Raw genomic sequence first — 21,008 nt, 5'->3', positions numbered from 1 at the left:
GAAAAAAGAAATAAGCTTATATAAAATAAATTAGTAATCATATTTTAATACTCAAGAGGAAAGATTTCGCTACATAACATAAACTCACTTATACTTTGTGAGTAACTGAAACTTGCCTTTGAACTAAAGCACAGGTATAAAAGCACACTGTATACATTTTATTTACTATTTATTTACCTTTACGTAAATTATTGCTGAAGTGTTTACTAACGCAAATATCTATACTTAATATAATAATGAAAATTAGGAAAATTTTATGACTCAACCTAATACAGGAACTCTTTTTGGTCACCCTAAAGGGCTTTTTCTATTGTTTGGTACTGAAATGTGGGAACGTTTCGGTTACTACGGCATGCGTGCCCTTTTAGTGCTTTATTTAGTAGCCAGTGTTCAAGATGGAGGATTTGGCTGGACTCCTGCAGAAGCTTTAAGCTTATACGGTACGTTTACTATGGCTGTCTATTTAACCCCTGTTTTAGGTGGCTGGCTCGCAGATAATTTTATTGGTCAACGCAAAGCAATTATTTTTGGCGGGTTAATTTTCTCCTTGGGTTATTTTACTTTAGGTATTCCTAAATCAATGATTGTCGGCATGGAGGAAACCGTATTCTATATTGGCTTAACCTTAATAATTATTGGTAACGGTTTATTTAAAGCCAATGTTTCAAGTTTAGTGGGTGATCTATATGAAGAAGGCGATCACCGTCGTGATGGTGCATTCACTATTTTTTATATGGGTATTAATTTAGGTGCATTTCTAGCACCAATTACTGTCGGTGTTTTAGGGGAACAAGTTAACTGGCATTATGGCTTCATTTTAGCTGGTTGCGGTATGATTATTGGTTTAATCTTACAGCTTACTTTAGCAAATAAATATTTGGGTGATATTGGTATTCAGCCTTCAGCTAAACGAAGTAAAGGAACACAACAAGCACACGCACCGCTTACTTCTAAAGATATTGATAGAATGAAAGTAATACTTATTATGAGTATGTTTTCTGTTATTTTCTGGGCAGGATTTGAACAAGCGGGTGGCTTATTTACCATCTATGCATCTGATTTTACTGACCGTACTATGTTTGGTTTTGAGATTGCGGCCTCTTCTTTTCAGTCGTTAAATGCCATGTTCATTATATTACTTGCTCCTGTAGTTGCTTCTGTATGGGTAAAAATGGGCTCTAAAGAACCAACATCACCTAAAAAGTTTGCTTTAGCTATGTTATTTCTTGCTTTAGGTTTTTTTGTAATGTTTTGGGCAACAATGGTTCAAGGTGGAGATGTTACTGTTAAAGTAAGTATGCTGTTTTTAGTATTTGCTTACCTTTTCCATACATTGGGTGAGTTATGTTTATCGCCTATCGGCTTGTCTATGGTGACTAAATTAGCACCACTTAAATTTACATCTGTGTTAATGGGAATTTGGTTCTTATTTACTGCACTTTCAAATAAATTAGCGGGTTTTATTGGTTCATTTGTTGGTGAAGGACAAGAGATGGTAGATAATGCTGCTAATATTTTTATGGGCGTTGGTGCAGCCGCTTTAATTACAGGCGTCATTATTTTCTTATCAGCAGGCAAACTAGTCGCATGGATGCACGGTGCTGAAGGTAGCCATGCAGCCAATATTGAAGAAAGATTAGAAGAAGAAATTGGTGTTACTGGTGCACATGAAGGGATTTCTGAAACTCATAATTAATACATATAAGAGTGCTGTAAAATACAACAGCACTCTTTCTTTATTTTAAATAGCTTTTTAAAACAGAAATAACCTGCTCAACCTCTTCTTTTCTTTCTTCTTTGGTCAAATCTTCACCTCCTAAATGCTCTCTCAAATGCCCTTCTAATACTTCTTTCATTAATCCATTTACAGCCCCCTTAATTGCTGCTACTTGCTGTAAGACAGCCATACAATCAGGTTCTCCCTCTAAGGCTGACTCTATGGCAACTGACTGACCTTTAATTCGCCTAATACGACTAAGGAGTTTTGCTTTACTTGCAATGATATGCGACATATTTATCACCTTGATGAAACATAGGGTACTGGGGTATAGTATATTACAGTAAATAAGCAGATACCACTTAATCCCCAAACCACCTTAAAATACTTGAATATTTAATAATATTAATACAGTTTAGGAGATGCAATGAAAAATAATAACAGTATTCAATGGGAGCATTCTCATGATTTTGGTATTGATAGTAAACACCATGAAAACAAAGTAAAAATAGTTTTTTGGTTAACAACAGTCATCATGGTACTTGAAATTAGTGCGGGTACTTGGTCTGGTTCAATGGCGCTTCTTGCTGACGGATGGCATATGGGAACCCATTCAGCAGCATTTCTCATTACTATTTTTGCTTATTCATATGCTAAAAAGCATGCAAACAATAAGGATTTTAGTTTTGGTACTGGTAAAGTCAATTCGTTAGGTGGTTTTGCTAGTGCAATTGCATTAGCAATCGTCGCATTGATGATGATTATTGAATCTGGCCAACGATTATTAGAACCACAGGCTATTCATTTTAACGAAGCTATCGTTGTTGCTATCATCGGCTTGATTGTAAATTTTGCATCAGTTTTTATTCTACACGACGACCATCATCATGAAGAGCATGCCCATGAGCATCATGACCATGGACATCACGATCATAATATGAAAGCAGCATATTTTCATGTGTTAGCTGACACCCTCACCTCACTCCTTGCCATTGTAGCACTATTATTAGGTAAGTATTATGGACTAACTTGGATGGATCCTCTCATGGGTATTGTAGGTGCTATAGTAATTTCTAAATGGTCTTATGGACTTATCAAAGAATCAAGTGACATATTGTTAGATAAATCAGTAAAACAATCAACATTACATAAAATATCTAAAGCCTTAAATGAAAAAAATACTGTGATAAATGATCTCCACATTTGGAAAATAGCAGCAGCACATCAAGCCGCTATTCTCAAGGTAACATCAAATGAACCTCTAAAAGCAAAAGAATATAAACATATATTAAAAAATTTATTACCCAACCTCTCGCACATATCAATTGAAATAGAACATACTAAAAATAAGTTACAAGAAAGCTGATACTCATGGAACAACTCAGTTGTTGTGATAATTAAATCAACAAAACGGTGTTATGCAGGAAAGCCACTCGTCGATGAATACAGATTAATATACAATGAAATCACGTTTAAGTTTAGAATTAAAAGCCCTAAACTTAAGCGTAAAAAATCCAAGAGCAAAAGCTACTGCTCTCCATTAAATAGTTGACATAGTTCAAAACGAAACAGGCCAATTATATGAACTCAAGAGCAGCCCTAAGAAACCTGATCAGATCACGACGGCAAACACTTTCTATAGAAGAGCAACAACAGGCAAGCAAACATCTTGCTCAACATTTGTCTACTCACCCTAAAATAAAATCAGCACAAACTATTGCACTTTATTTAGCTAATGATGGTGAACTTAACCTCATGCCTTTTATTGAATGGTGTTGGCAACAAAACAAACGTGTTTATTTACCTGTTTTACACCCCTTTTGCTCTGGCCATTTACTATTTCTTTTATTTGAAAGAAACACAAATATGGTCAAGAACATTTATGGAATTGATGAACCTACCCTAGATGTAACCAAAGTATGTCCTTTAGCGCAGCTTGATGTGTTATGTACTCCCTTAGTTGCTTTTGATTCAGCTGGCGCTAGATTAGGTATGGGCGGCGGATTTTATGATAGAACGTTAGCAAATTGGCAACAGCATCCTATTTATCCACTTGGTATTGCACATGATTGCCAACAAGTAGACAAAATTCCAGTTGAACATTGGGATATTCCATTGCCTGAAATAACCACTCCATCAAAACGATATATGTTTCATGTAACTTAACACTTATGAAGTTCAGGATAAGTAGCAAGCAGATTTGAAAAAATCAAAATGTTTTTTTCATGTAAAAAACTATGCACTCGTCAATATTCACTTCCTCCGATAACTCGTTACTTATCTCTATGCACAGTGCTATAATCTACGCCATTCTGATACTGGTAACTTATCTCTTCTACAAGGCATAATAATGACTCAAGATGAAATGAAAAAAGCTGCGGCAATAAAAGCCTTAGAATTTATTAAAAATGACACCATTGTGGGTGTTGGTACAGGCTCAACAGTAAATTACTTTATTGATGCTTTAGCAACAATTAAGCATAATATTGTTGGTGCCGTGTCAAGTTCTGATGAATCTAGCAAACGCCTCAAAGCACATGGTATTGAAGTATTTGATCTTAACAATGTTGATGTATTAGACATTTATGTGGATGGTGCTGATGAAATTACCAAACACATGAGCATGATCAAGGGCGGTGGAGCTGCTCTTACCCGCGAAAAAATCGTTGCAGCAGTGGCTAAACAGTTTATTTGTATCGCAGATGATTCGAAACAAGTAGAAATACTCGGTAGTTTCCCTCTGCCCGTTGAAGTAATCCCTATGGCCCGAAGCTACGTTGCAAGAGAGTTAGTTAAACTTGGTGGTGACCCTGAATATCGACAAGGCGTTATCACCGATAACGGTAACGTTATTCTGGATGTACATAACTTATCTATAATTAATCCTAAAAAGCTAGAAGCCGATATTAACGCTATTGTTGGTGTAGTAACTAATGGCTTATTTGCTAATAGAGGCGCCGATATACTGATACTTGCTGGTGACAACGGCGTAAACGTTATCCAATAAAAATTTTATTAATAAATACATAACCATGTAAAAAAGCAAATATTTAGTCTTTTAAGCTAAATATTTGCTTTAGAGTTTATACACTATATGGTATCTTTATCTCAATTATAGATATCTAGCCATCTAAACGTTTCTATTTAGCTGACTTTTATTTAACTTAAATTTTTATTAACAATATAATACCAACTTAAATAAGCGAAGCCATTCACATGACAACAAACAAAAATTCATTAGCAAAAAACAAGATCAAAATTCTTTTACTTGAAGGGGTCCATCAAAGTGCGCTTGATGAACTAGAAGCAAAAGGTTATACAAATATTGAGTATATTAAAACATCACTTTCTAACGATGATTTGATTGAAAAAATAGCTGATGTACACTTTATCGGTCTTCGCTCGCGCACTCAATTAACAGAAGAAGTATTAAGCCATGCTAAAAAATTAGTTGCCATTGGTTGTTTTTGTATTGGCACAAACCAAGTTGATATCAAAGCAGCTCAAAAACTTGGTATTCCTGTATTTAATGCCCCATTTTCTAATACACGTTCTGTTGCTGAATTAGTATTAGGCGAAACACTATTGTTGTTACGTGGTATTCCAGAAAAAAGTGCAAAAGCACATCGCGGTGTATGGTTAAAATCAGCGGCAGGTTCATTTGAAGCCCGAGGTAAAACCTTAGGTATTATTGGTTACGGACACATTGGTACTCAACTTGGCATTTTAGCAGAAACGTTGGGTATGCGTGTTCGCTTTTATGATATAGAAACAAAACTACCTTTAGGTAATGCTAGCCAAGCCCCTTCTTTAGATGCGCTGCTAGCTGAATCTGATGTGGTTAGTTTACATGTCCCTGAAACACCACAAACAAAAGATATGTTTGGTGCTGAACAATTTGCAGCAATGAAAACAGGTGCTATTTTTATTAATGCTTCTCGAGGCACTGTTGTCGATATTGATGACCTTGCACAAGCCTTGTCAGATAAGAAAGTAGCAGGTGCGGCAATTGATGTATTCCCTGTTGAGCCTAAAGGCAATCAGGAAGAGTTTGTCTCTCCATTACGTGAGTTTGATAATGTTATTTTGACTCCACACATTGGCGGTAGTACAAAAGAAGCACAAGAAAATATTGGTTTAGAAGTAGCAAGTAAATTGGCTAAATACTCAGATAATGGTTCAAGTTTATCTGCTGTTAATTTCCCAGAAGTTTCGTTACCTGAGCATAGATTACCAGGAGAAACGGGAACTAGCCGATTATTACATATTCACCGTAATCAACCTGGTGTGCTCACCAGCATCAACCAAGCTTTTGCAAAAAATAATATCAATATTGCAGCACAATATTTACAAACTGATTCACAAATTGGTTATGTAGTTATTGATATTGAATCTTCTGATAGTGCTCAAGCATTAAAAGCATTAAAAGCGATAGATGGAACAATTAAAGCGAGAGTATTGCATTAATTTCTTTTGACTCATATAAAAGCGAGTGACGAAATCAATTAGCGAATAGTTAACTGTTCTCGAAACTCGTTTTCATTTCTATACACTTTTCTATTTAATTACATAATACTATATAAAGTATTATTCCACATCGGGCTGATTTTCAGGTAAAGCAAGTTGAAAAGCTTCAAGTTTATTACAGTTATCAACAACGCGATTAATATAGGGATAACAACTCATATCTACATTGAAGCGCTTTGCATTGTAAACCTGCGCAACTAAGCATATATCTGCAACCGTTATTTGATCTTTAAAACAATAACACCCAGCGGTTCGCACTAATTGTTTTTCAATGGCATTAAAACCTATTTGCATCCAATGATTTATCCAGTGGGTTTTTGCTTCATTCGTTATTTTTAACTCTGCCGCAAGATATTGTTGAACACGCAAATTATTTAAAGGATGAATTTCACAGGCAATATCTAGTGACAATGCCTGAACTTTCGCCTTTGCTTTACTACAATCGGGATATAATGATAACCCCTGCTGGCTTGATTCTAAATAATCGATTATCGCTAAAGATTGATGTAGAGAAAAATCACCATCAACCAAGGTAGGCACTAATTGATTCGGGTTGACGGTCGCATAATTATTATTATGTTGTTCCCCACCATTCCTCACTAAATGTACAGGAATAGACTCAAATACAATGCCTTTTAAGTGTAATGCTATTCGTACCCGATAAGCAGCAGTTGATCGCCAATATCCATAAAGTTTCATAGTATTCTCCACGCTTTACAATGGATCTTTTAAGCCTTGTATTCAACAACTTTTTGGTCAATAGCCCCAAAGATGCTATTACCATTATCGTCAAACATTTCAATGCGAACATGATCACCAAATTTCATGAACTCAGTGCTAGGTTTACCCTCTGCTATCGTTTCTAGCATGCGTTTTTCTGCTAAACAGCTTGAACCAGCTGAACGGTCATAATTTGAAATAGTACCAGATCCAACAATACAACCCGCTGATAATGGGCGTGTTTTTGCTGCATGTGCAACAATAGTTGGAAAGTCAAACGTCATATCGACACCACAACTTGGTTGGCCAAATAACGTATGGTTAAAATGTGTAGTGAGCGGTAAGTGCAATTTAGCGCCATCCCAAGCAGTACCTAATTCATCAGGTGTGATAGCAACTGGAGAAAAAGCACTTGATGGCTTAGCGCTAAAAAAGCCAAATCCTTTTGCTAATTCTCCAGGTATTAAATTACGTAAAGAAACATCATTAACTAACATCAGTAATTTAATATGTTCCACCGCTTGTTCAGCTGAAACCCCCATCGGTACGTCATCAGTCACTACGGCAACTTCTGACTCAAAATCAATACCATAACTTTCACAAGCGACATAAATATCATCACGAGGACCAATAAATGCATCAGACCCACCTTGGTACATTAAAGGATCTGTCCAAAATGTTTCTGGCATTTCTGCATTTCGAGCTTTGCGCACTAGTTCAACATGGTTTACATAGGCACTACCATCTGCCCATTGATAAGCTCTAGGCAAAGGTGATTCGCAAGCTGCTTGGTCAAAATCGATAGCATTAGGCATTTCACCATTATTTAATGCCTGATAGATACACGCCAATTGAGGTGATGTTTCAGGCCAGTTATCCAATGCGCTTTGTAAAGTAGGCGCTATGTCAGCCACAGTAACCGCTTTATCAAGATTTCGACTAACAACCACTAATTGTCCGTCACGGGTGTTATTTTTAAGGGTAGCTAATTTCATGTAAAACCTTCTCGTAAAAACAAGACTAATATAGAAAGCTAATTCTACGAGTATTTATCTAAAAGCGACAAGCAAATACAAAATAGAGCCAAGTAAATGATGGCAAAAATTCTTTACATGTTTTTTTCCACTTTAAGCGATACAAAAAAGTTTACATTAAACTAAACCGCCATGAATTCCTTGGAGGAAATAATTTCACTTTACCTGATCATCAGTAGATGTGAGCCTGCCTAACAATGAATATTCCGTATAGTCAAAACTAAATTAGGCAGAATTAAATTGTATTTTCAAAGAATAGTTAAACCTGATCCCAATATTTATGACTCTAATATTTACTATATTTTAACGGTTTTCTTATTTATATCATATTCACGTAGCTTGTTAGCAATAGCGGTATGGCTCAAGCCCAACTTTTTAGCTAACTGTCTTGTACTTGGATATGCGGGGTAAAGTTTACGTAACAAATCTGCTTCAAAGTTTTTCACTGCGGCATCAAGAGTGCCTTCAAACTCTTGTTCTAAGTAACCATGTTCACGTGTATAAGCAGGTAGCTGTAAATGACTCACCTCAATTTCTTCACCTTCAAGTAAAGAAGTAGCTCTGGTTAACACATTTTCTAACTGCCTAACATTACCAGGCCACGGATAATGTTCAATAAAATCACGGCATTCATCTGTTAGTTTTAAATTAACTCGTCCAATTTGTTGCCCTGCATGCGAAATAAAAAACTCTGTTAGCGGCAAAATATCACTACGGCGTTCTCTTAAAGGCGGAATATTCAAGCCAAAAACATTTAATCGATAATACAGGTCTTCTCTAAACTCGCCTATGGAGACTAAATGAAGTAAATCTTTATTTGTTGAGCTAATAATACGAACATTGACGGTCACTTCTTGTTCTGAATTCACTCGTCTAAAGCTTCCGTTTTGAATAACTCGTAATAATTTACTCTGCAGTTTAGTTGACATTTCTCCTACTTCATCAAGAAAAACACTACCGCCATCAGCAAGTTCAAAAATACCACGTTTGCTTTTTTCTTGATCTTTTTCACCGACACCAAACAATTCAGATTCGGCTACATCATCTGGTAAAGCCGCACAATTGAGTGTCATAAAAGGCTGTTCAGCACGTTCACTAGCGGCATGGCAGGCTCTTGCTAATAACTCTTTACCTGTACCTGTTTCACCAATAATTAAAATAGAGGAATCAAGTTGAGACATCCGTTTAGCTTCTCTAATCACTTTTCTCATACTTGTACTACTTGCCTGAATACCTGAGAAAGTGTTTTCATTAGGCTGCTTGAATGCATTAATCTGTTGCCCTAAACGAGCCTCAGATTTTAGAATTAACACGGCACCAGCTAATATTTTATTTTTATTATCCGTGCTGCTTTCATTAGCAACATGAATCGGCATAATATCAGCGACAAAATCTTCATTTTGAAACTTTAAGCGGCGGGTTTGTGCTAAAACATCATTACCATCTAACCAGCGAGTAAAATTAAAACCTTTTAACCAATTACTAATGGGTTGTCCTTTAATTTCTTCATCGCTACTTTTCATAATACTGGCAGCAATATTGTTTACAATACGAATATTACCTTTGGAATCAAGTGAAATAAAAGGGTCAGGAAAAGTTTTAATTAACGTAATAAGTTCATTTTGTTCACGCTCTGATGGCATATAAGGAGCTGTTCTTACATCACCTACCCCTTCTAACAAACGTAATTGAGGCATAAAAGTTTGTAAATCTGAAAAATCGAGGTCGGGGATATTAATAAATATTCTTCCCTGCTCTTTTAACTCAATTCCGCGAACATTGATCTCATGTTCAACAAAGATACCTAAAACTTTTTGTCCCATACCAACACGGTCATGACACGTAATTTCCAAACGCATGTAAACAACCCTTTAAAAGATCAAAGAAAACATTGTAAACTAATTTTTACAATAAAAAAGCCTTAATAAGCGATATTATTAAGGCTTTTTATAATATCACTGTAAAAAGCGTAAACGAGTTAGCACAGTTATGGCTAATACATCACATTAGTTGATCTGTTTTTGCTGCGCATATAAAGTCATTTTTATGTAAACCGCCAATAGCATGTGTCCACCATGTAACAGTTACTTTACCCCATTCAAGCAAAATGGAAGGGTGGTGAAATTCAGCTTCTGCAAGCTCGCTTACTTTATTAGCAAATGCCCATGCTAGTTTATAATTTTTAAATGTGTATTCACGCTCTAGCATCATTACGTTATTACGTACTTCTGGTACCCAATCAGGAATTTGTCTTATAAGTTGTTTCAATTCATCACCACTTATTTTGGGTGCATCCACATGACATGCTTCACATTGTTGTGTTGATAATTCTTTATTCATTTGTATTCCTTAATTAGGGTTAACTTACGCAATCTTTTTAGGTGGAAATCTAGCATCAAATAAACCAAGTCTTCTAGCTTCTTCAACTAGTGCCATAATGTCTTCTACAGTGAGTTCTCTTATACTGTCTAAATCACTCACTTTATTCAGCATGAAGTAAACAGGTTGCATAATATCAATGCGATACGGCGTTCTGAGCACATCAATAACATTGGCTTTATTTAAAGGTTTTCGCTCAACACTATTATCGGTTAATGCATATTCAGTCTCACTGGGAGAAGATAATATGCCACCACCATAAATTCTCAGCCCTTGGGGTGTATCAAGTAAGCCAAATTCAATAGTAAACCAATATAAGCGAGCTAAAAATACCCGTTGTTCTTTGGTTGCATTCAACCCCATTTTTCCATAGGCTTGGGTGTAATTAGCAAATGAAGGATTGGTTAATAGTGGGCAGTGACCAAATATTTCATGAAATATATCAGGCTCTTGTAAATAATCTAATTCTTCTTGGCTACGAATAAAAGTTGCTACAGGAAATTTTTTTTCTGACAACAATTTAAAAAACTCACCAAAGCCAATAAGGGCGGGAACAGGATAACACTGCCAACCTGTTGTCGCTTGCAATACTTTGGAGACATCGCCAAGCTGTGGAATGCGGTCAGTAGGTAATTGTAACCGTTCTAATCCATCAAAATATTCATCACAAGCTTTGTTGTGTATATGTGAAAGCTGACGAGATATCAGCGTATTCCATGTTTTATTTTCTTGTTCAGACCAATGAATTATACCATTTTCATCTGCATGCTTGGAAACATACTTGGTGCCTTTTGACATAACTACAACCTATTATATAAAGTTCGGGAATCCCCTTTAGCTATCTTTATATTAAGATCATAAGTTAATGAAAAGGAAGTCATGCTTATAGGATAAAAAACAGCCTACTGTGAATTCTGTAAAATAATAGTTACAAGACAAGTGCACGTCTTTAATGACGCAGGATTTCAATTTTGCTGCGTTTATTCAAAAAACAACGCTATTTTAGCTTGTTCTACTAATGAGGTTTTTAATTGTTTTCAGCATCTCTTTGCGAACATGACCAAGCTTGGGTTTATCCTCAAACGGAATAGGTCGGCATAATTGCATAGTTTTAACGCCTAAACGTGCAGTTAACATACCAGCACCTAAACCTTGTGCTAAGCGTCCAGAAAGCTTTCCAAGTAAATCTGCGCCAATCATATCTGCTCCGAAATCAGCAATCAATTCACTGGCTCCTGCATAAACCATATTAACAAAAACTTGTTTGATTAACTTAATACGACTCCAATAACCTAACTTTAATCCGTACAAACCCGCCACTTTATTTATCATTCGTAAATTACGCCATAATATGATGAGCATATCGATGATAGCAACGGGGCTTAGAGAAACCAGTACAACAGCCTCAGTTGAAAATTTGGCTATTTCAGCCATGGCTTTCTCGTCAACTTTTGAGAGTACTATACGTGAATAAAGCTGAAGTAATTCTTGATTAGAATATGAGCTATTTAACGCGTCTTGCCAAGCTTGTGCTTGCTCACTTTCTTTTTCAAAACTAAGATCACAAGGTAAGTTATCAGTGATTTTTTGACAAAAACATTCTACATTTAGCTCCTTGTTACCATTAATTGCAGAAGTGTCATTATTAAATAACACTTCACTTGTTTGTTGCTTTAATTTTTCTCTACGCTTAAATTGTCTTAATGTTGACCATTCACTTAATAAACTTGAAGAAGCTAGTATAGTTAAACAAGCTAAAATAATGGCATAAATCGTGGTGATAATGGGTGACTGAGTAAAACCAGTAACAAAAAAGTCAAACATTTCAACGCCAATAAGAACAGCGAATAACGCCAACACAATACGCCATAACCATCGTGGGCTGCGTTTTTTAATGTCAACTACGCTATCTGCTTGTATTTGCTCTTGCAGCACAGAAGGTAATTCTGTTTGCTCATCAATGGGTAGATAATCATTATTATCAAAAATGACCTGCTTACCCTCTTTGCTTACCTCAAACACTTGTGTAGGCTGCTCGTCTGGTAATTCATTTTCTGCAAATAGCACTTGTTGTTTGTGCTCTTTTTTATCAATTTTATGTTTGTTTGAGGTCATATTCTTTGAAGTAATTTCCTTTGAACTGGTTATTGTCGTTTCAATTTTTGGTTTATATCATTTTATCTGCCAACAAAAATTGTAATACTTGATCCATGCGAATATGAGGTAAAGCTTCATGCTTTGTCATACCACTCATAGGGGAAAAATTAATAAAGTTAAACGCGCTTTCTTGCCAAAATTCTTTTTTGGGCAATTTCTCTGGTACAGATCCAGGAAATAAAGTGATTTTCTCTACAACCTCTTTGTCTAAGGTGCTTTTTAATCTGTGCCCTTGAATAACAGACACTTGTTGACCGTTATGAAAACTCTTTCCAGAGGTAGTGCTTTTTACTGACGCTATCGCGAGAGTTTTCATTTCGATGGCTTCAAAGTTAATCTTATGCTTACTTTGATAAATTAACTGATTCAATAAAGAAACCATGGGGGCATGTTGTTCTGCCGTTACATGATCAGCCTTGGTTGCAGCAAAAAGTAACTTATCTATTTTGGGTGAAAATAATCGTGAGAACAAACCTGATTTACCATAACTGTAGCTCTCTAAAATCATATCTATTGCTAATTGTAAATCATCAAAACTCTCAGGACCGCTGTTATCAGAACAAGCATTGAGGGGAGTTAAACAATCAGCTAAAACAATTTGTCTATCAAAACGCATAAAATGTTGATGATAGAACTTTTTCACCACTTCTTCTTTATATTCAATAAAGCGAGCTCTCAACATGCCAATAAAACTATCATCATTTGCATTTTGATATTCATTACCATCAATATTTGTTAAGTTAGGAAAAGGAAAAAATTCTAAAATAGGTGCGCCAGCTAATTCAGCAGGTAATATAAAACGACCGGGCTGGATAACACTAAGTCCTAATTGATAACGAAAGGTATGTAATAACTCTGTATATTCCAGAGCTAATTGTGCTAATAATTCTTCATCTGCCACAGCAAAAGGATCTAAATTAGCCACTTTGTCTAAAAAACATTGAGCATACTTACTACGTGGTGATGTAGTTAATAATGCTTGTGTTTGCTCAGACCATTGTTCATAGGTTTGTTTAAGCATGGGCAAGTCAAGTAGCCATTCTCCTGGATAATCAGTAATATCAAGCGTTAATGTTGCCATATCCGCAGTATACTTTAACAAGGACTTTTGCGGCTGGTAACGAATAGCAAGGCGTAATTCACTTATACCGTGTGTAGGCTCTGGCCATGATGGCGGCTCATTGGTTAATGACGTTATCGCTTTGTCATAATCGAAACGGGGAATTGATAAATTTTTCTGAGGCACCCTTTTTGCTGCAATAAAATGACCATTGTGAACGGGATCAAAAAAGCTTAACTTACTACCATTACCTTCAGTTATTAATTGATTCACTAAGGAGGTGATAAAAGCAGTTTTTCCACTTCGACTTAGGCCAGTAACCGCTAAGTTGATATGCTGATCAAGCGTACGATTGAGTATTTCACTGGCTTTATTTTTTAATTTATCTAATCGCTTGATAAAGCTACTCCCTAAAAGTTATTCTTTTATTGTAAAATATGTCTGTAGATAAAACAGTTTTTAATTTTGGCCTAATATTAAGTACAACTATTAGCTACAACGGATATCATCTTCAGATAAAATATGCATTAACGGTTGTAGCTCTCTTTCATAATTTTTCCAACGGTTAACTGAACCACTATTAAATCCTTGCCTAACCTGCCCTGAACTAGCCGTTTTAACAACTCTTTTGCTGTTTTGGAATGCTAAACAACTATCTTGCCATGGAAGGTCTAAAAATGTTAACAGGGCTAAGATGTTTTTTTTAGGTGATTGAACTAAACTCTCGTAGCTCATAGATAATATATTTTCCGAATCAATCGCTTTCCAATGTTCCATCATTTTTACATATTCTTTGTAATATGCCCCTAGTTCACTAAGATTATAACTATACTCCTGCCCACCCGTGAAAAATTGTTTGTAACAACTTAAACAAGAGTCTAAAGGGTGCTTATATATATGAATAAATTTTGCTTTTGGAAAAATTAACATTAAAAAACCAACAAGGGCAAAATTAAAGGGGAGTTTGTCGGTAAAATATAACGTTTTATTTATTAAGCTGGCATGCTTGTTAATGTAGATATTTCTTAAATTTTCTATCATGTCTGGTTCTAAAATATCAATACTTTTTTGCCAACTCACTTTTGTCATCTTAGGCAGTTCTTCAAACAATAATTGTAACGATGTTTCTAACTCACCACCACCAGAAATACTGCTATGACAATCTAAAATCTGCTCTACTAAACTTGTGCCCGAGCGAGGCATACCTATGATAAAAACAGGAGAAATATTATCATTTTGTAAAGTCAAGCGGTTGGATAGTAATTTATGGTTAAATACAGTTTTTAAATCATGAAATAACGAAAACGTTTTATTTTCTTGATAGTTAATTTGCTTTCTTTTTAAATCATTTCCTTGTTTTAAGTAATGAAAAGCCTGTGTAAAATCATTCTTTTCTTCTAAGACTTTCGCTATAGCAAAAGACAAGTATATTTTTGATTTATCTTTTAACTCACTAAAATCGAAAGCTTTCATTTTTTCCAGATCTAACGAGGTTAGATTATTAAAACCAAGGTTAGCTAAACTCCAATACGCTTCAGTAAATGATGGGGCTAACTGTAAAGATTGACGGTAGCAAGTAATCGCATCATCTATATTGCCATTATACTCATTCAGCTCTCCCATTAGCATAACAGCAACGGCATAATCTGGTTTTAATTCAATAGCCTGCTTACAATAACTTAATGATGAGCCTAAGCGCCCAACATCTTTCAACGTTAGTGCTAAGTTATAATATACTTTATAATTTTTAGGATTAAGCGCTATGGACTCTTTATAACTTAATATAGCTAATTCAATTTGCTTGTTACTTTTATACACATTCCCTAATGAAAAATGCGCCATAGCATTGCTTGTTTGAGCATTAATTCCTTTACGCAAATACTCTATTGCTAAAATATTACGTTGCAGTTTATGATATACATTACCCAAGTTCATTAATGCAAGAGGATTATCAGTTTCAATTGCTAATACCTTTTCAAAACAATTCACTGCTGCATCATATTTTTCCATGTCTTGATATAAGCAACCTAAATCATTTAAAGCATTGATGTTTTTTGAATTAACTACAAGTGATTTTTTAAAATATTTGATTGCAGCCAAGTAATCATTATTTGATTTAAGTATACAAGCATATAGATGATTTACTGCCGCATGCTCAGGAAAAGCTTGTAACATAGGTTGTATTTCTTTTAAGGCTTTATCTAGTTGATTAGCCGTATAAAGTTTAACAATACGATCCATTAGTATTTTCGGATTAAAGTTCATCAAACACATCCATTTATCATTTCTTTTTATTAGCTGTAAAGCTTATTGAGGGGTCACGTCGAACGCAATGGTCACTCTTTGCTGATTTTTAGTAAGCGGAACCGTACCATGCCACATGTATGAAGGAAATAAAATAACATCTCCCTCGGTTGGCTTAATATAATAATCTGCTTCTTGTTTTAACCAACGGCTCAACTCTGCCTGCCCTACCTTTAACCATCCTTCCCCATCAGCATTCACGGCATCGGGTACAACAACATAATAAGGCCCACTTACCCAGCCTTTATGATGATAATGATTCTTATGAAAACCTTTACCTTTCATATCGATAGACCATGCTCCAGAATAAAAATAATGATTATTTACATGGGCTAGTAAAGGATGACCTTCCATTTTATTTAATGTTTTTACATGTTCATCAATAACTGACGTTAATGAATGTTCAAATTCTTTAATGAATGGTGATGCATTAGCAAATAAATGATTGGGTGTCTGTCGACCATTTCTCACTGATTGCTCTATTGGATAACGCTTATTTTTATGATATTTTTCTAATTCATCGAGAAGCTCCGCATTATATTCTTGTACATTTTTATAACGTTTAGGTGGTGGAACCGAGTATATTTTTACAAAATCATCATAGTTATAAAGCTTATGATATTCTTCTTTATTACCACTAAAACGTAGTGTGCTTGCATACAATGCCCAACAACCTTGATGCCAAGGGGAGTTTTCTGTCATTTTTTTAGCATACATCAAGGCGTTGTCATATTGCTTTAAACACAGGTAAGTTATCACCAATTCATAAATTAAATCGGTATGTTCTGGAAAACGTTGTTTTCCTTCAGATAAAACGTGAAGTGATTGTTCAAAATCCCCTAATTCTCTAAGTATATGACCCTTTATCAAGTAGGCATTTTCAATTTTAATATTTAATTTAAAACCATATTCAATCACTTCTAGAGCTTGTGCCAATAAATCTTCTTTGATCAGTTTTTTACAAAATGAGTAAAGTATATCCACATTAGTTATACTTTTATAATATTTTTCATAGTAAGTGAAATACCCTAGTCTTTCTTGATTCCAAAGTAGATAAAAATAACATTCATGTAACTCAAAATCATTGGGGTGTTCATTTAAAAGTCGACTTAATAGCGCTTTAGATTCTTCAAATAAACCGAAAGAAGCTGATGAAAGCGCATAAGATTTTAAAAGATCAAAATCTTCAGGAAATAATGCGAGTAGTTCTTTGAAAGCGTTAACGGATAGGGTCACGTCATTCAGTTCTTTATATAACAAAGCAAGTTTATGCCTCACTTGCTTATTCGCCTGATTACGTTTAATAAATGTTAAACAAGTGTTGATTGCCTCATTGGTTTTATGCAGTTTATGCTGACAATCGGCTAAACCAACGGTAGTCGATTGATGTTGAGGGTTAAGCAATGAGGCCTGTTGGTAATATTTAAATGCATACTCAAACTCTTTTTTTAACGATAATAATCGAGCAAAGTTATAATTAGCATCAAAATATTTACCGTTAATTTGTAATGCTTTTTCTAATAATGGCTGTGCTCGTGCATACTTTTTTATTGCAATAAAAAAGTTGGCATAGCCACATAAATATGCACAATTATTGGGCTCTTTATCTAATAATAGCTGAAAATAATGCTCGGCTCTTTCATTGTTTCCAATGAACCTCTCAGACATAGCAAGTATATAAATAAGTTGCCCATTATACGGAATTTGATTCAATAACAGAGGAAGTTTATTTACTACATCTTGGTAACGTTGACTTGAATATAAATTTATACATTGATTAATATCTTTGACAATTTTTTGCATGTCAACTTTCCTCAAAAATCAATAACATACTATCATAGTAAGAACTTTTGTTGAGTATAACAAATGCCTACAGATGAGCAACTGCAATGCAGTGAGTTTTATCTACCTTACTTTGTCTACACGTTTGTCAAATTCACCAGACAAAAAAACCAGCCCAAAGGCTGGTTTTTTTAAGTTTAAGTCAAATTAGAATTTAACTGCTACTTTAGCATACATGAAACGACCAGCTGTATCATACGATGCAGGGATCGTATTTGAATCTTGGTTGTTAGTTGTATAAGGAGCATCTATATCAGTTGCATTACGTGCACCTAATGTAAATGTGTAGTTTTCTAAATAATAGCTACCTTGAATGTCATGATACCATACAGAATCCGCAACATTATCTAAATTACCATCATCTGCTGCTAAATCATCTGTAGCTGATTGGTAATGTGATACCCAATTAACTGACCAGTCATCTGTAGAATAGCCAACAGTCAAATTAGCACGGATGCGAGAAAATGTTGCATAGTTATTTTCCCATTGATCTTCACCAAATTTACCCGCTAAGCTAACTTCTGGTGAACCTGGTAAAGGAGTGTACGTATATTCATTTAAATAAGTACCATTTAAAGCTACACGTAAAGTACCACCAGTAACATCAAAGCTTTGTGCCATATCAAAGTCAAAACCTGAAGTATTGAATTGACCTAAGTTGGCGTTGGTTAATAACACACCAGAAATAGAACCTAATACAGAACGGTTTGGAGCTGTTGAATGAGGTGTATCTTCAGTGATTGCAGCACCTTTCATGAATTCACATAAAGGATCTGAGAAATTAGCACTTTCATAACACGCTGTAATTACGTTATTAGTACCCGCAGTACCAACACCATTCGTAATTTCAATATCAAAGTAATCTAAGCTCGTAGTGAAGCCTGAATCATGAGTATATACAAAACCTGCAGTAAAACTATCTGACTCTTCTGGAGAAAGATCTGGATTACCGCCAGTGATTGAAGTTGATTGATCTGAAGACAAATTAAAGTCTTCAGGTAAACCATCTGCAGCACAGTTAGCACGTATATTAGCATTATCGCTATTGCCCCAATCAATACATGGTTCATTATAAGCTAAATTGGTTTCTTGTTGAGGTGCATATAATTCAGTAATACTTGGAGCACGGAAACCATCAGCTTGAGTAGCACGAATCAATAAGCCACTCATTGGTGTCCATTCAATACCAAATTTTGTATTAGTTGAAGATTTACTTAAGTTTGAGAAATCTGAATAACGTGCCGCAGCAGAGATATTCAAAGATTCAACCATTGGTAAATCAGATAACACTGGCACATTTATTTCTAAATATGCTTCTTCAAGGTTATACGCACCCGCTGTTGGAGCGCCAGCAACAGAGTATATTTGACCTAATGCAGCAGCACCATCAGGCGTTCTACTATATTCTTCCCAACGTTTTTCAACACCAAAAGCAAACATAGCAGTACCTGCTGGTAGATCTATAAGATCACCAGAGATGTTAGCCATTAATTGTTTAGTTGTACCATTAACTACAGGAGAGTTATCAACAAAGGCATAGTCAATCATTTCATCAGTAAGAGTACCAGCATGGAATACATCCCAAACTTCTGGACAAGCACCATCAGCTTCACATAAAGCTGGATCAAGCAATGTTTCAATTCGAAGAGGGTTAACACGACCCGTATCTAAACGAGTATCAACATAACGGCTGTAGTTATATGCAACATCCCATGAATATTCACCAAATAATAAACCTTCTAAACCGACAACCATGCGGTAATCAGAAAAATCTTGAATGAATGCACGACCAGCTGTTTCGCGTAAACGACGAACAATATAAACTTCTTCACCAACAGGGTTATATGGGTTTGCAGCAGGTACTGCTGGCGCCCAGAATGTACCTTCAGGAGCCATTAACTGATCAGATTTACGATTAGTAAAACCACCTTCTGAAATAAAGGTAAGATCGTCAGCAATTTCATATCTTGCTGCGGCATTAATTGAGAAAACTTCTTGTGGTGTAACTAAATATGAAGTTGTTGAGTAGTTAAAAGCATCTTTTTCAGCTTCAAAAGGACGAACTTCACCAGTTGATGGATCAACTACATGACCATCATAGTTATCATTGAAGAATTGACCGTAAGGTATTGTTCCTGAACCACTACAGAATTTACCGTCTGCATTTTCACTTATAGGACAATCAGAAAAAGAACGATCACCTTGATAAATTTCTTTTCGTTTGTTATATCCTAGTGAAAAAACAATATTACCTTTTTCACTAGATGCACCAGTAGTAACAGAGAAAGCTGTAGTACCGCCATCACCCTCAGATGTTTCATCATATTGAGCAACAATTTCTACGCCTTCAAAATCTTTTTTAGTTATAAAGTTAATAACACCGGCGATTGCATCTGAACCATAAACAGTAGAAGCACCATCACGTAATATTTCAACACGTTCAACATATGCTACAGGAATGGTATTTAAATCTTGAGAAGAAAAACGACGGCCATTAATTAGTACTAATGTACGACCTGAACCTAACCCGCGTAATGATGCAGTTGCATATCCTCGGCTTCCGTTATTTGTACTTGAACCTTCAGCAGCACCAGTAATAGCTGGTACATTTTGAATAAACTCTTCTAACGTTACAGCACCAGAACTAACTAAATCTTCCGAAGAAAAGACAGTAATTGGACTTGCTGATTCTAGATCTGTACGTTTAATACGAGAACCAGTTACTTCTATACGCTCTACTCCTTCAGCAGCTTCTTCTTCAGCAGAAAAAGCTGACGTTGAAACAGTTGCAGTTGCGGCAGCACCTATCATTAGAGCTAAGCGAATACTTTTAGCTACTTTGCTATTGTTATACATGTTTACTCCCTGGATCACATTTGTGATTGGTTGTTATTTGTTTATTTTTAACCGTTTCGAGACTATATTGCCTCGTAAACTTTTTTGAACGAGCCATATGGCCTGATCTGTCCCCTACGATATTAAACGGGATCAACGCACAGCGTCAACACCATTTATAACCAATCAATAAAGTTTTTAACATTTAAACATATTCAGTAACATTTTAAAAAGTATAAAGAAAACGATATAAAAACATAATCAATTGAAAAATATATAGTTTATATAAAAATAATGTTTATTTTAATTAACCTACACTTTTAATAAAAAAACAAAATAAACTTATCTTTATTAAACCTATAAATTTTACAAAAAATAATAGTCATTAATAACAATTAGTTAAATGGTTACTATTATTTTGCATTTTTTACCT

16 protein-coding genes are annotated in these 21,008 nt (G+C 35.2%); 5 read left to right on the top strand and 11 right to left on the bottom strand.

What is annotated here, in order from left to right; genetic code table 11:
• The first annotated feature begins 256 nt into the window (after positions 1–256).
• Positions 257–1,696, top strand: a complete 1,440-nt coding sequence (locus ACE1OF_RS15050) for a peptide MFS transporter (protein WP_448895467.1) — start codon at positions 257–259, stop codon at positions 1,694–1,696.
• Between the two features lie 40 nt (positions 1,697–1,736).
• On the opposite strand, the gene ACE1OF_RS15045 is transcribed toward ACE1OF_RS15050, so the two are convergent.
• The gene (locus ACE1OF_RS15045) at positions 1,737–2,012 is read right to left on the bottom strand and encodes a metal/formaldehyde-sensitive transcriptional repressor (protein ID WP_448895466.1); all 276 of its coding nucleotides are present in this window, start codon (positions 2,010–2,012) and stop codon (positions 1,737–1,739) included.
• Positions 2,013–2,144: 132 nt separating this feature from the next.
• On the opposite strand from ACE1OF_RS15045, the gene dmeF reads away from it, so the two are divergent.
• The 4 genes from dmeF to serA all read left to right on the top strand — a co-directional run bounded on the left by dmeF (position 2,145) and on the right by serA (position 6,184).
• On the top strand, positions 2,145–3,083 hold the full coding sequence (gene dmeF, locus ACE1OF_RS15040) for a CDF family Co(II)/Ni(II) efflux transporter DmeF (RefSeq protein WP_448895465.1): 939 nt from the start codon (positions 2,145–2,147) through the stop codon (positions 3,081–3,083).
• A gap of 215 nt (positions 3,084–3,298) precedes the next feature.
• Positions 3,299–3,883 carry a 5-formyltetrahydrofolate cyclo-ligase gene (locus tag ACE1OF_RS15035; RefSeq protein ID WP_448895464.1) on the top strand — a complete coding sequence of 195 codons (585 nt, stop codon included), beginning with the start codon at positions 3,299–3,301 and terminating at the stop codon, positions 3,881–3,883.
• Positions 3,884–4,067: 184 nt separating this feature from the next.
• Positions 4,068–4,724, top strand: coding sequence for a ribose-5-phosphate isomerase RpiA (gene rpiA / locus ACE1OF_RS15030; protein WP_448895463.1), 657 nt, complete (start codon positions 4,068–4,070; stop codon positions 4,722–4,724).
• Positions 4,725–4,933: 209 nt separating this feature from the next.
• Positions 4,934–6,184 (top strand): phosphoglycerate dehydrogenase, encoded by a 1,251-nt coding sequence (serA, locus tag ACE1OF_RS15025; protein WP_448895462.1) that lies wholly within the window; start codon positions 4,934–4,936, stop codon positions 6,182–6,184.
• Between the two features lie 120 nt (positions 6,185–6,304).
• Here serA and maiA read toward each other — a convergent pair whose 3' ends face one another.
• The 10 genes from maiA to ACE1OF_RS14975 all read right to left on the bottom strand — a co-directional run bounded on the left by maiA (position 6,305) and on the right by ACE1OF_RS14975 (position 20,596).
• On the bottom strand, positions 6,305–6,943 hold the full coding sequence (gene maiA, locus ACE1OF_RS15020) for a maleylacetoacetate isomerase (RefSeq protein WP_448895461.1): 639 nt from the start codon (positions 6,941–6,943) through the stop codon (positions 6,305–6,307).
• A 29-nt stretch (positions 6,944–6,972) separates the two neighbouring features.
• Positions 6,973–7,959 carry a fumarylacetoacetate hydrolase family protein gene (locus ACE1OF_RS15015; protein WP_448895460.1) on the bottom strand — a complete coding sequence of 329 codons (987 nt, stop codon included), beginning with the start codon at positions 7,957–7,959 and terminating at the stop codon, positions 6,973–6,975.
• 335 nt (positions 7,960–8,294) lie between these two features.
• Positions 8,295–9,857, bottom strand: coding sequence for a transcriptional regulator TyrR (gene tyrR / locus ACE1OF_RS15010; RefSeq protein WP_448895459.1), 1,563 nt, complete (start codon positions 9,855–9,857; stop codon positions 8,295–8,297).
• Between the two features lie 142 nt (positions 9,858–9,999).
• Positions 10,000–10,338 (bottom strand): 4a-hydroxytetrahydrobiopterin dehydratase, encoded by a 339-nt coding sequence (locus ACE1OF_RS15005; protein WP_448895458.1) that lies wholly within the window; start codon positions 10,336–10,338, stop codon positions 10,000–10,002.
• A 24-nt stretch (positions 10,339–10,362) separates the two neighbouring features.
• Positions 10,363–11,175, bottom strand: coding sequence for a phenylalanine 4-monooxygenase (phhA, locus tag ACE1OF_RS15000; RefSeq protein ID WP_448895457.1), 813 nt, complete (start codon positions 11,173–11,175; stop codon positions 10,363–10,365).
• A 204-nt stretch (positions 11,176–11,379) separates the two neighbouring features.
• The gene (locus ACE1OF_RS14995; protein WP_448895456.1) at positions 11,380–12,492 is read right to left on the bottom strand and encodes a YcjF family protein; all 1,113 of its coding nucleotides are present in this window, start codon (positions 12,490–12,492) and stop codon (positions 11,380–11,382) included.
• A gap of 52 nt (positions 12,493–12,544) precedes the next feature.
• Positions 12,545–13,993: a YcjX family protein gene (locus ACE1OF_RS14990; protein WP_448895476.1), complete on the bottom strand. Its 1,449-nt coding sequence runs from the start codon at positions 13,991–13,993 to the stop codon at positions 12,545–12,547.
• 90 nt (positions 13,994–14,083) lie between these two features.
• Positions 14,084–15,859 (bottom strand): sulfotransferase, encoded by a 1,776-nt coding sequence (locus ACE1OF_RS14985; RefSeq protein ID WP_448895455.1) that lies wholly within the window; start codon positions 15,857–15,859, stop codon positions 14,084–14,086.
• Positions 15,860–15,901: 42 nt separating this feature from the next.
• The gene (locus tag ACE1OF_RS14980; RefSeq protein WP_448895454.1) at positions 15,902–17,701 is read right to left on the bottom strand and encodes a putative 2OG-Fe(II) oxygenase; all 1,800 of its coding nucleotides are present in this window, start codon (positions 17,699–17,701) and stop codon (positions 15,902–15,904) included.
• 186 nt (positions 17,702–17,887) lie between these two features.
• Positions 17,888–20,596 (bottom strand): TonB-dependent receptor plug domain-containing protein, encoded by a 2,709-nt coding sequence (locus ACE1OF_RS14975; protein WP_448895453.1) that lies wholly within the window; start codon positions 20,594–20,596, stop codon positions 17,888–17,890.
• Between the last annotated feature and the right edge of the window lie 412 nt (positions 20,597–21,008).

It is taken from the genome of Colwellia sp. E150_009, assembly GCF_053543955.1.
Note: the sequence above shows the minus strand (reverse complement) of the source record. Positions and strands in the feature narration are given on the sequence as shown.

Bases quoted from the DNA above. Each gene is read 5' to 3' on its own strand.
- rpiA (WP_448895463.1), top strand. From the start codon at position 4,068: ATGACTCAAGATGAAATGAAAAAAGCTGCGGCAATAAAAGCCTTAGAA.
- maiA (WP_448895461.1), bottom strand. From the start codon at position 6,943: ATGAAACTTTATGGATATTGGCGATCAACTGCTGCTTATCGGGTACGA.
- ACE1OF_RS15045 (WP_448895466.1), bottom strand. From the start codon at position 2,012: ATGTCGCATATCATTGCAAGTAAAGCAAAACTCCTTAGTCGTATTAGG.
- ACE1OF_RS15015 (WP_448895460.1), bottom strand. From the start codon at position 7,959: ATGAAATTAGCTACCCTTAAAAATAACACCCGTGACGGACAATTAGTG.
- ACE1OF_RS14985 (WP_448895455.1), bottom strand. From the start codon at position 15,859: ATGAACTTTAATCCGAAAATACTAATGGATCGTATTGTTAAACTTTAT.
- ACE1OF_RS14995 (WP_448895456.1), bottom strand. From the start codon at position 12,492: ATGACCTCAAACAAACATAAAATTGATAAAAAAGAGCACAAACAACAA.
- dmeF (WP_448895465.1), top strand. From the start codon at position 2,145: ATGAAAAATAATAACAGTATTCAATGGGAGCATTCTCATGATTTTGGT.
- ACE1OF_RS15005 (WP_448895458.1), bottom strand. From the start codon at position 10,338: ATGAATAAAGAATTATCAACACAACAATGTGAAGCATGTCATGTGGAT.
- ACE1OF_RS14975 (WP_448895453.1), bottom strand. From the start codon at position 20,596: ATGTATAACAATAGCAAAGTAGCTAAAAGTATTCGCTTAGCTCTAATG.
- ACE1OF_RS14980 (WP_448895454.1), bottom strand. From the start codon at position 17,701: ATGCAAAAAATTGTCAAAGATATTAATCAATGTATAAATTTATATTCA.
- ACE1OF_RS15035 (WP_448895464.1), top strand. From the start codon at position 3,299: ATGAACTCAAGAGCAGCCCTAAGAAACCTGATCAGATCACGACGGCAA.
- phhA (WP_448895457.1), bottom strand. From the start codon at position 11,175: ATGTCAAAAGGCACCAAGTATGTTTCCAAGCATGCAGATGAAAATGGT.
- tyrR (WP_448895459.1), bottom strand. From the start codon at position 9,857: ATGCGTTTGGAAATTACGTGTCATGACCGTGTTGGTATGGGACAAAAA.
- serA (WP_448895462.1), top strand. From the start codon at position 4,934: ATGACAACAAACAAAAATTCATTAGCAAAAAACAAGATCAAAATTCTT.
- ACE1OF_RS15050 (WP_448895467.1), top strand. From the start codon at position 257: ATGACTCAACCTAATACAGGAACTCTTTTTGGTCACCCTAAAGGGCTT.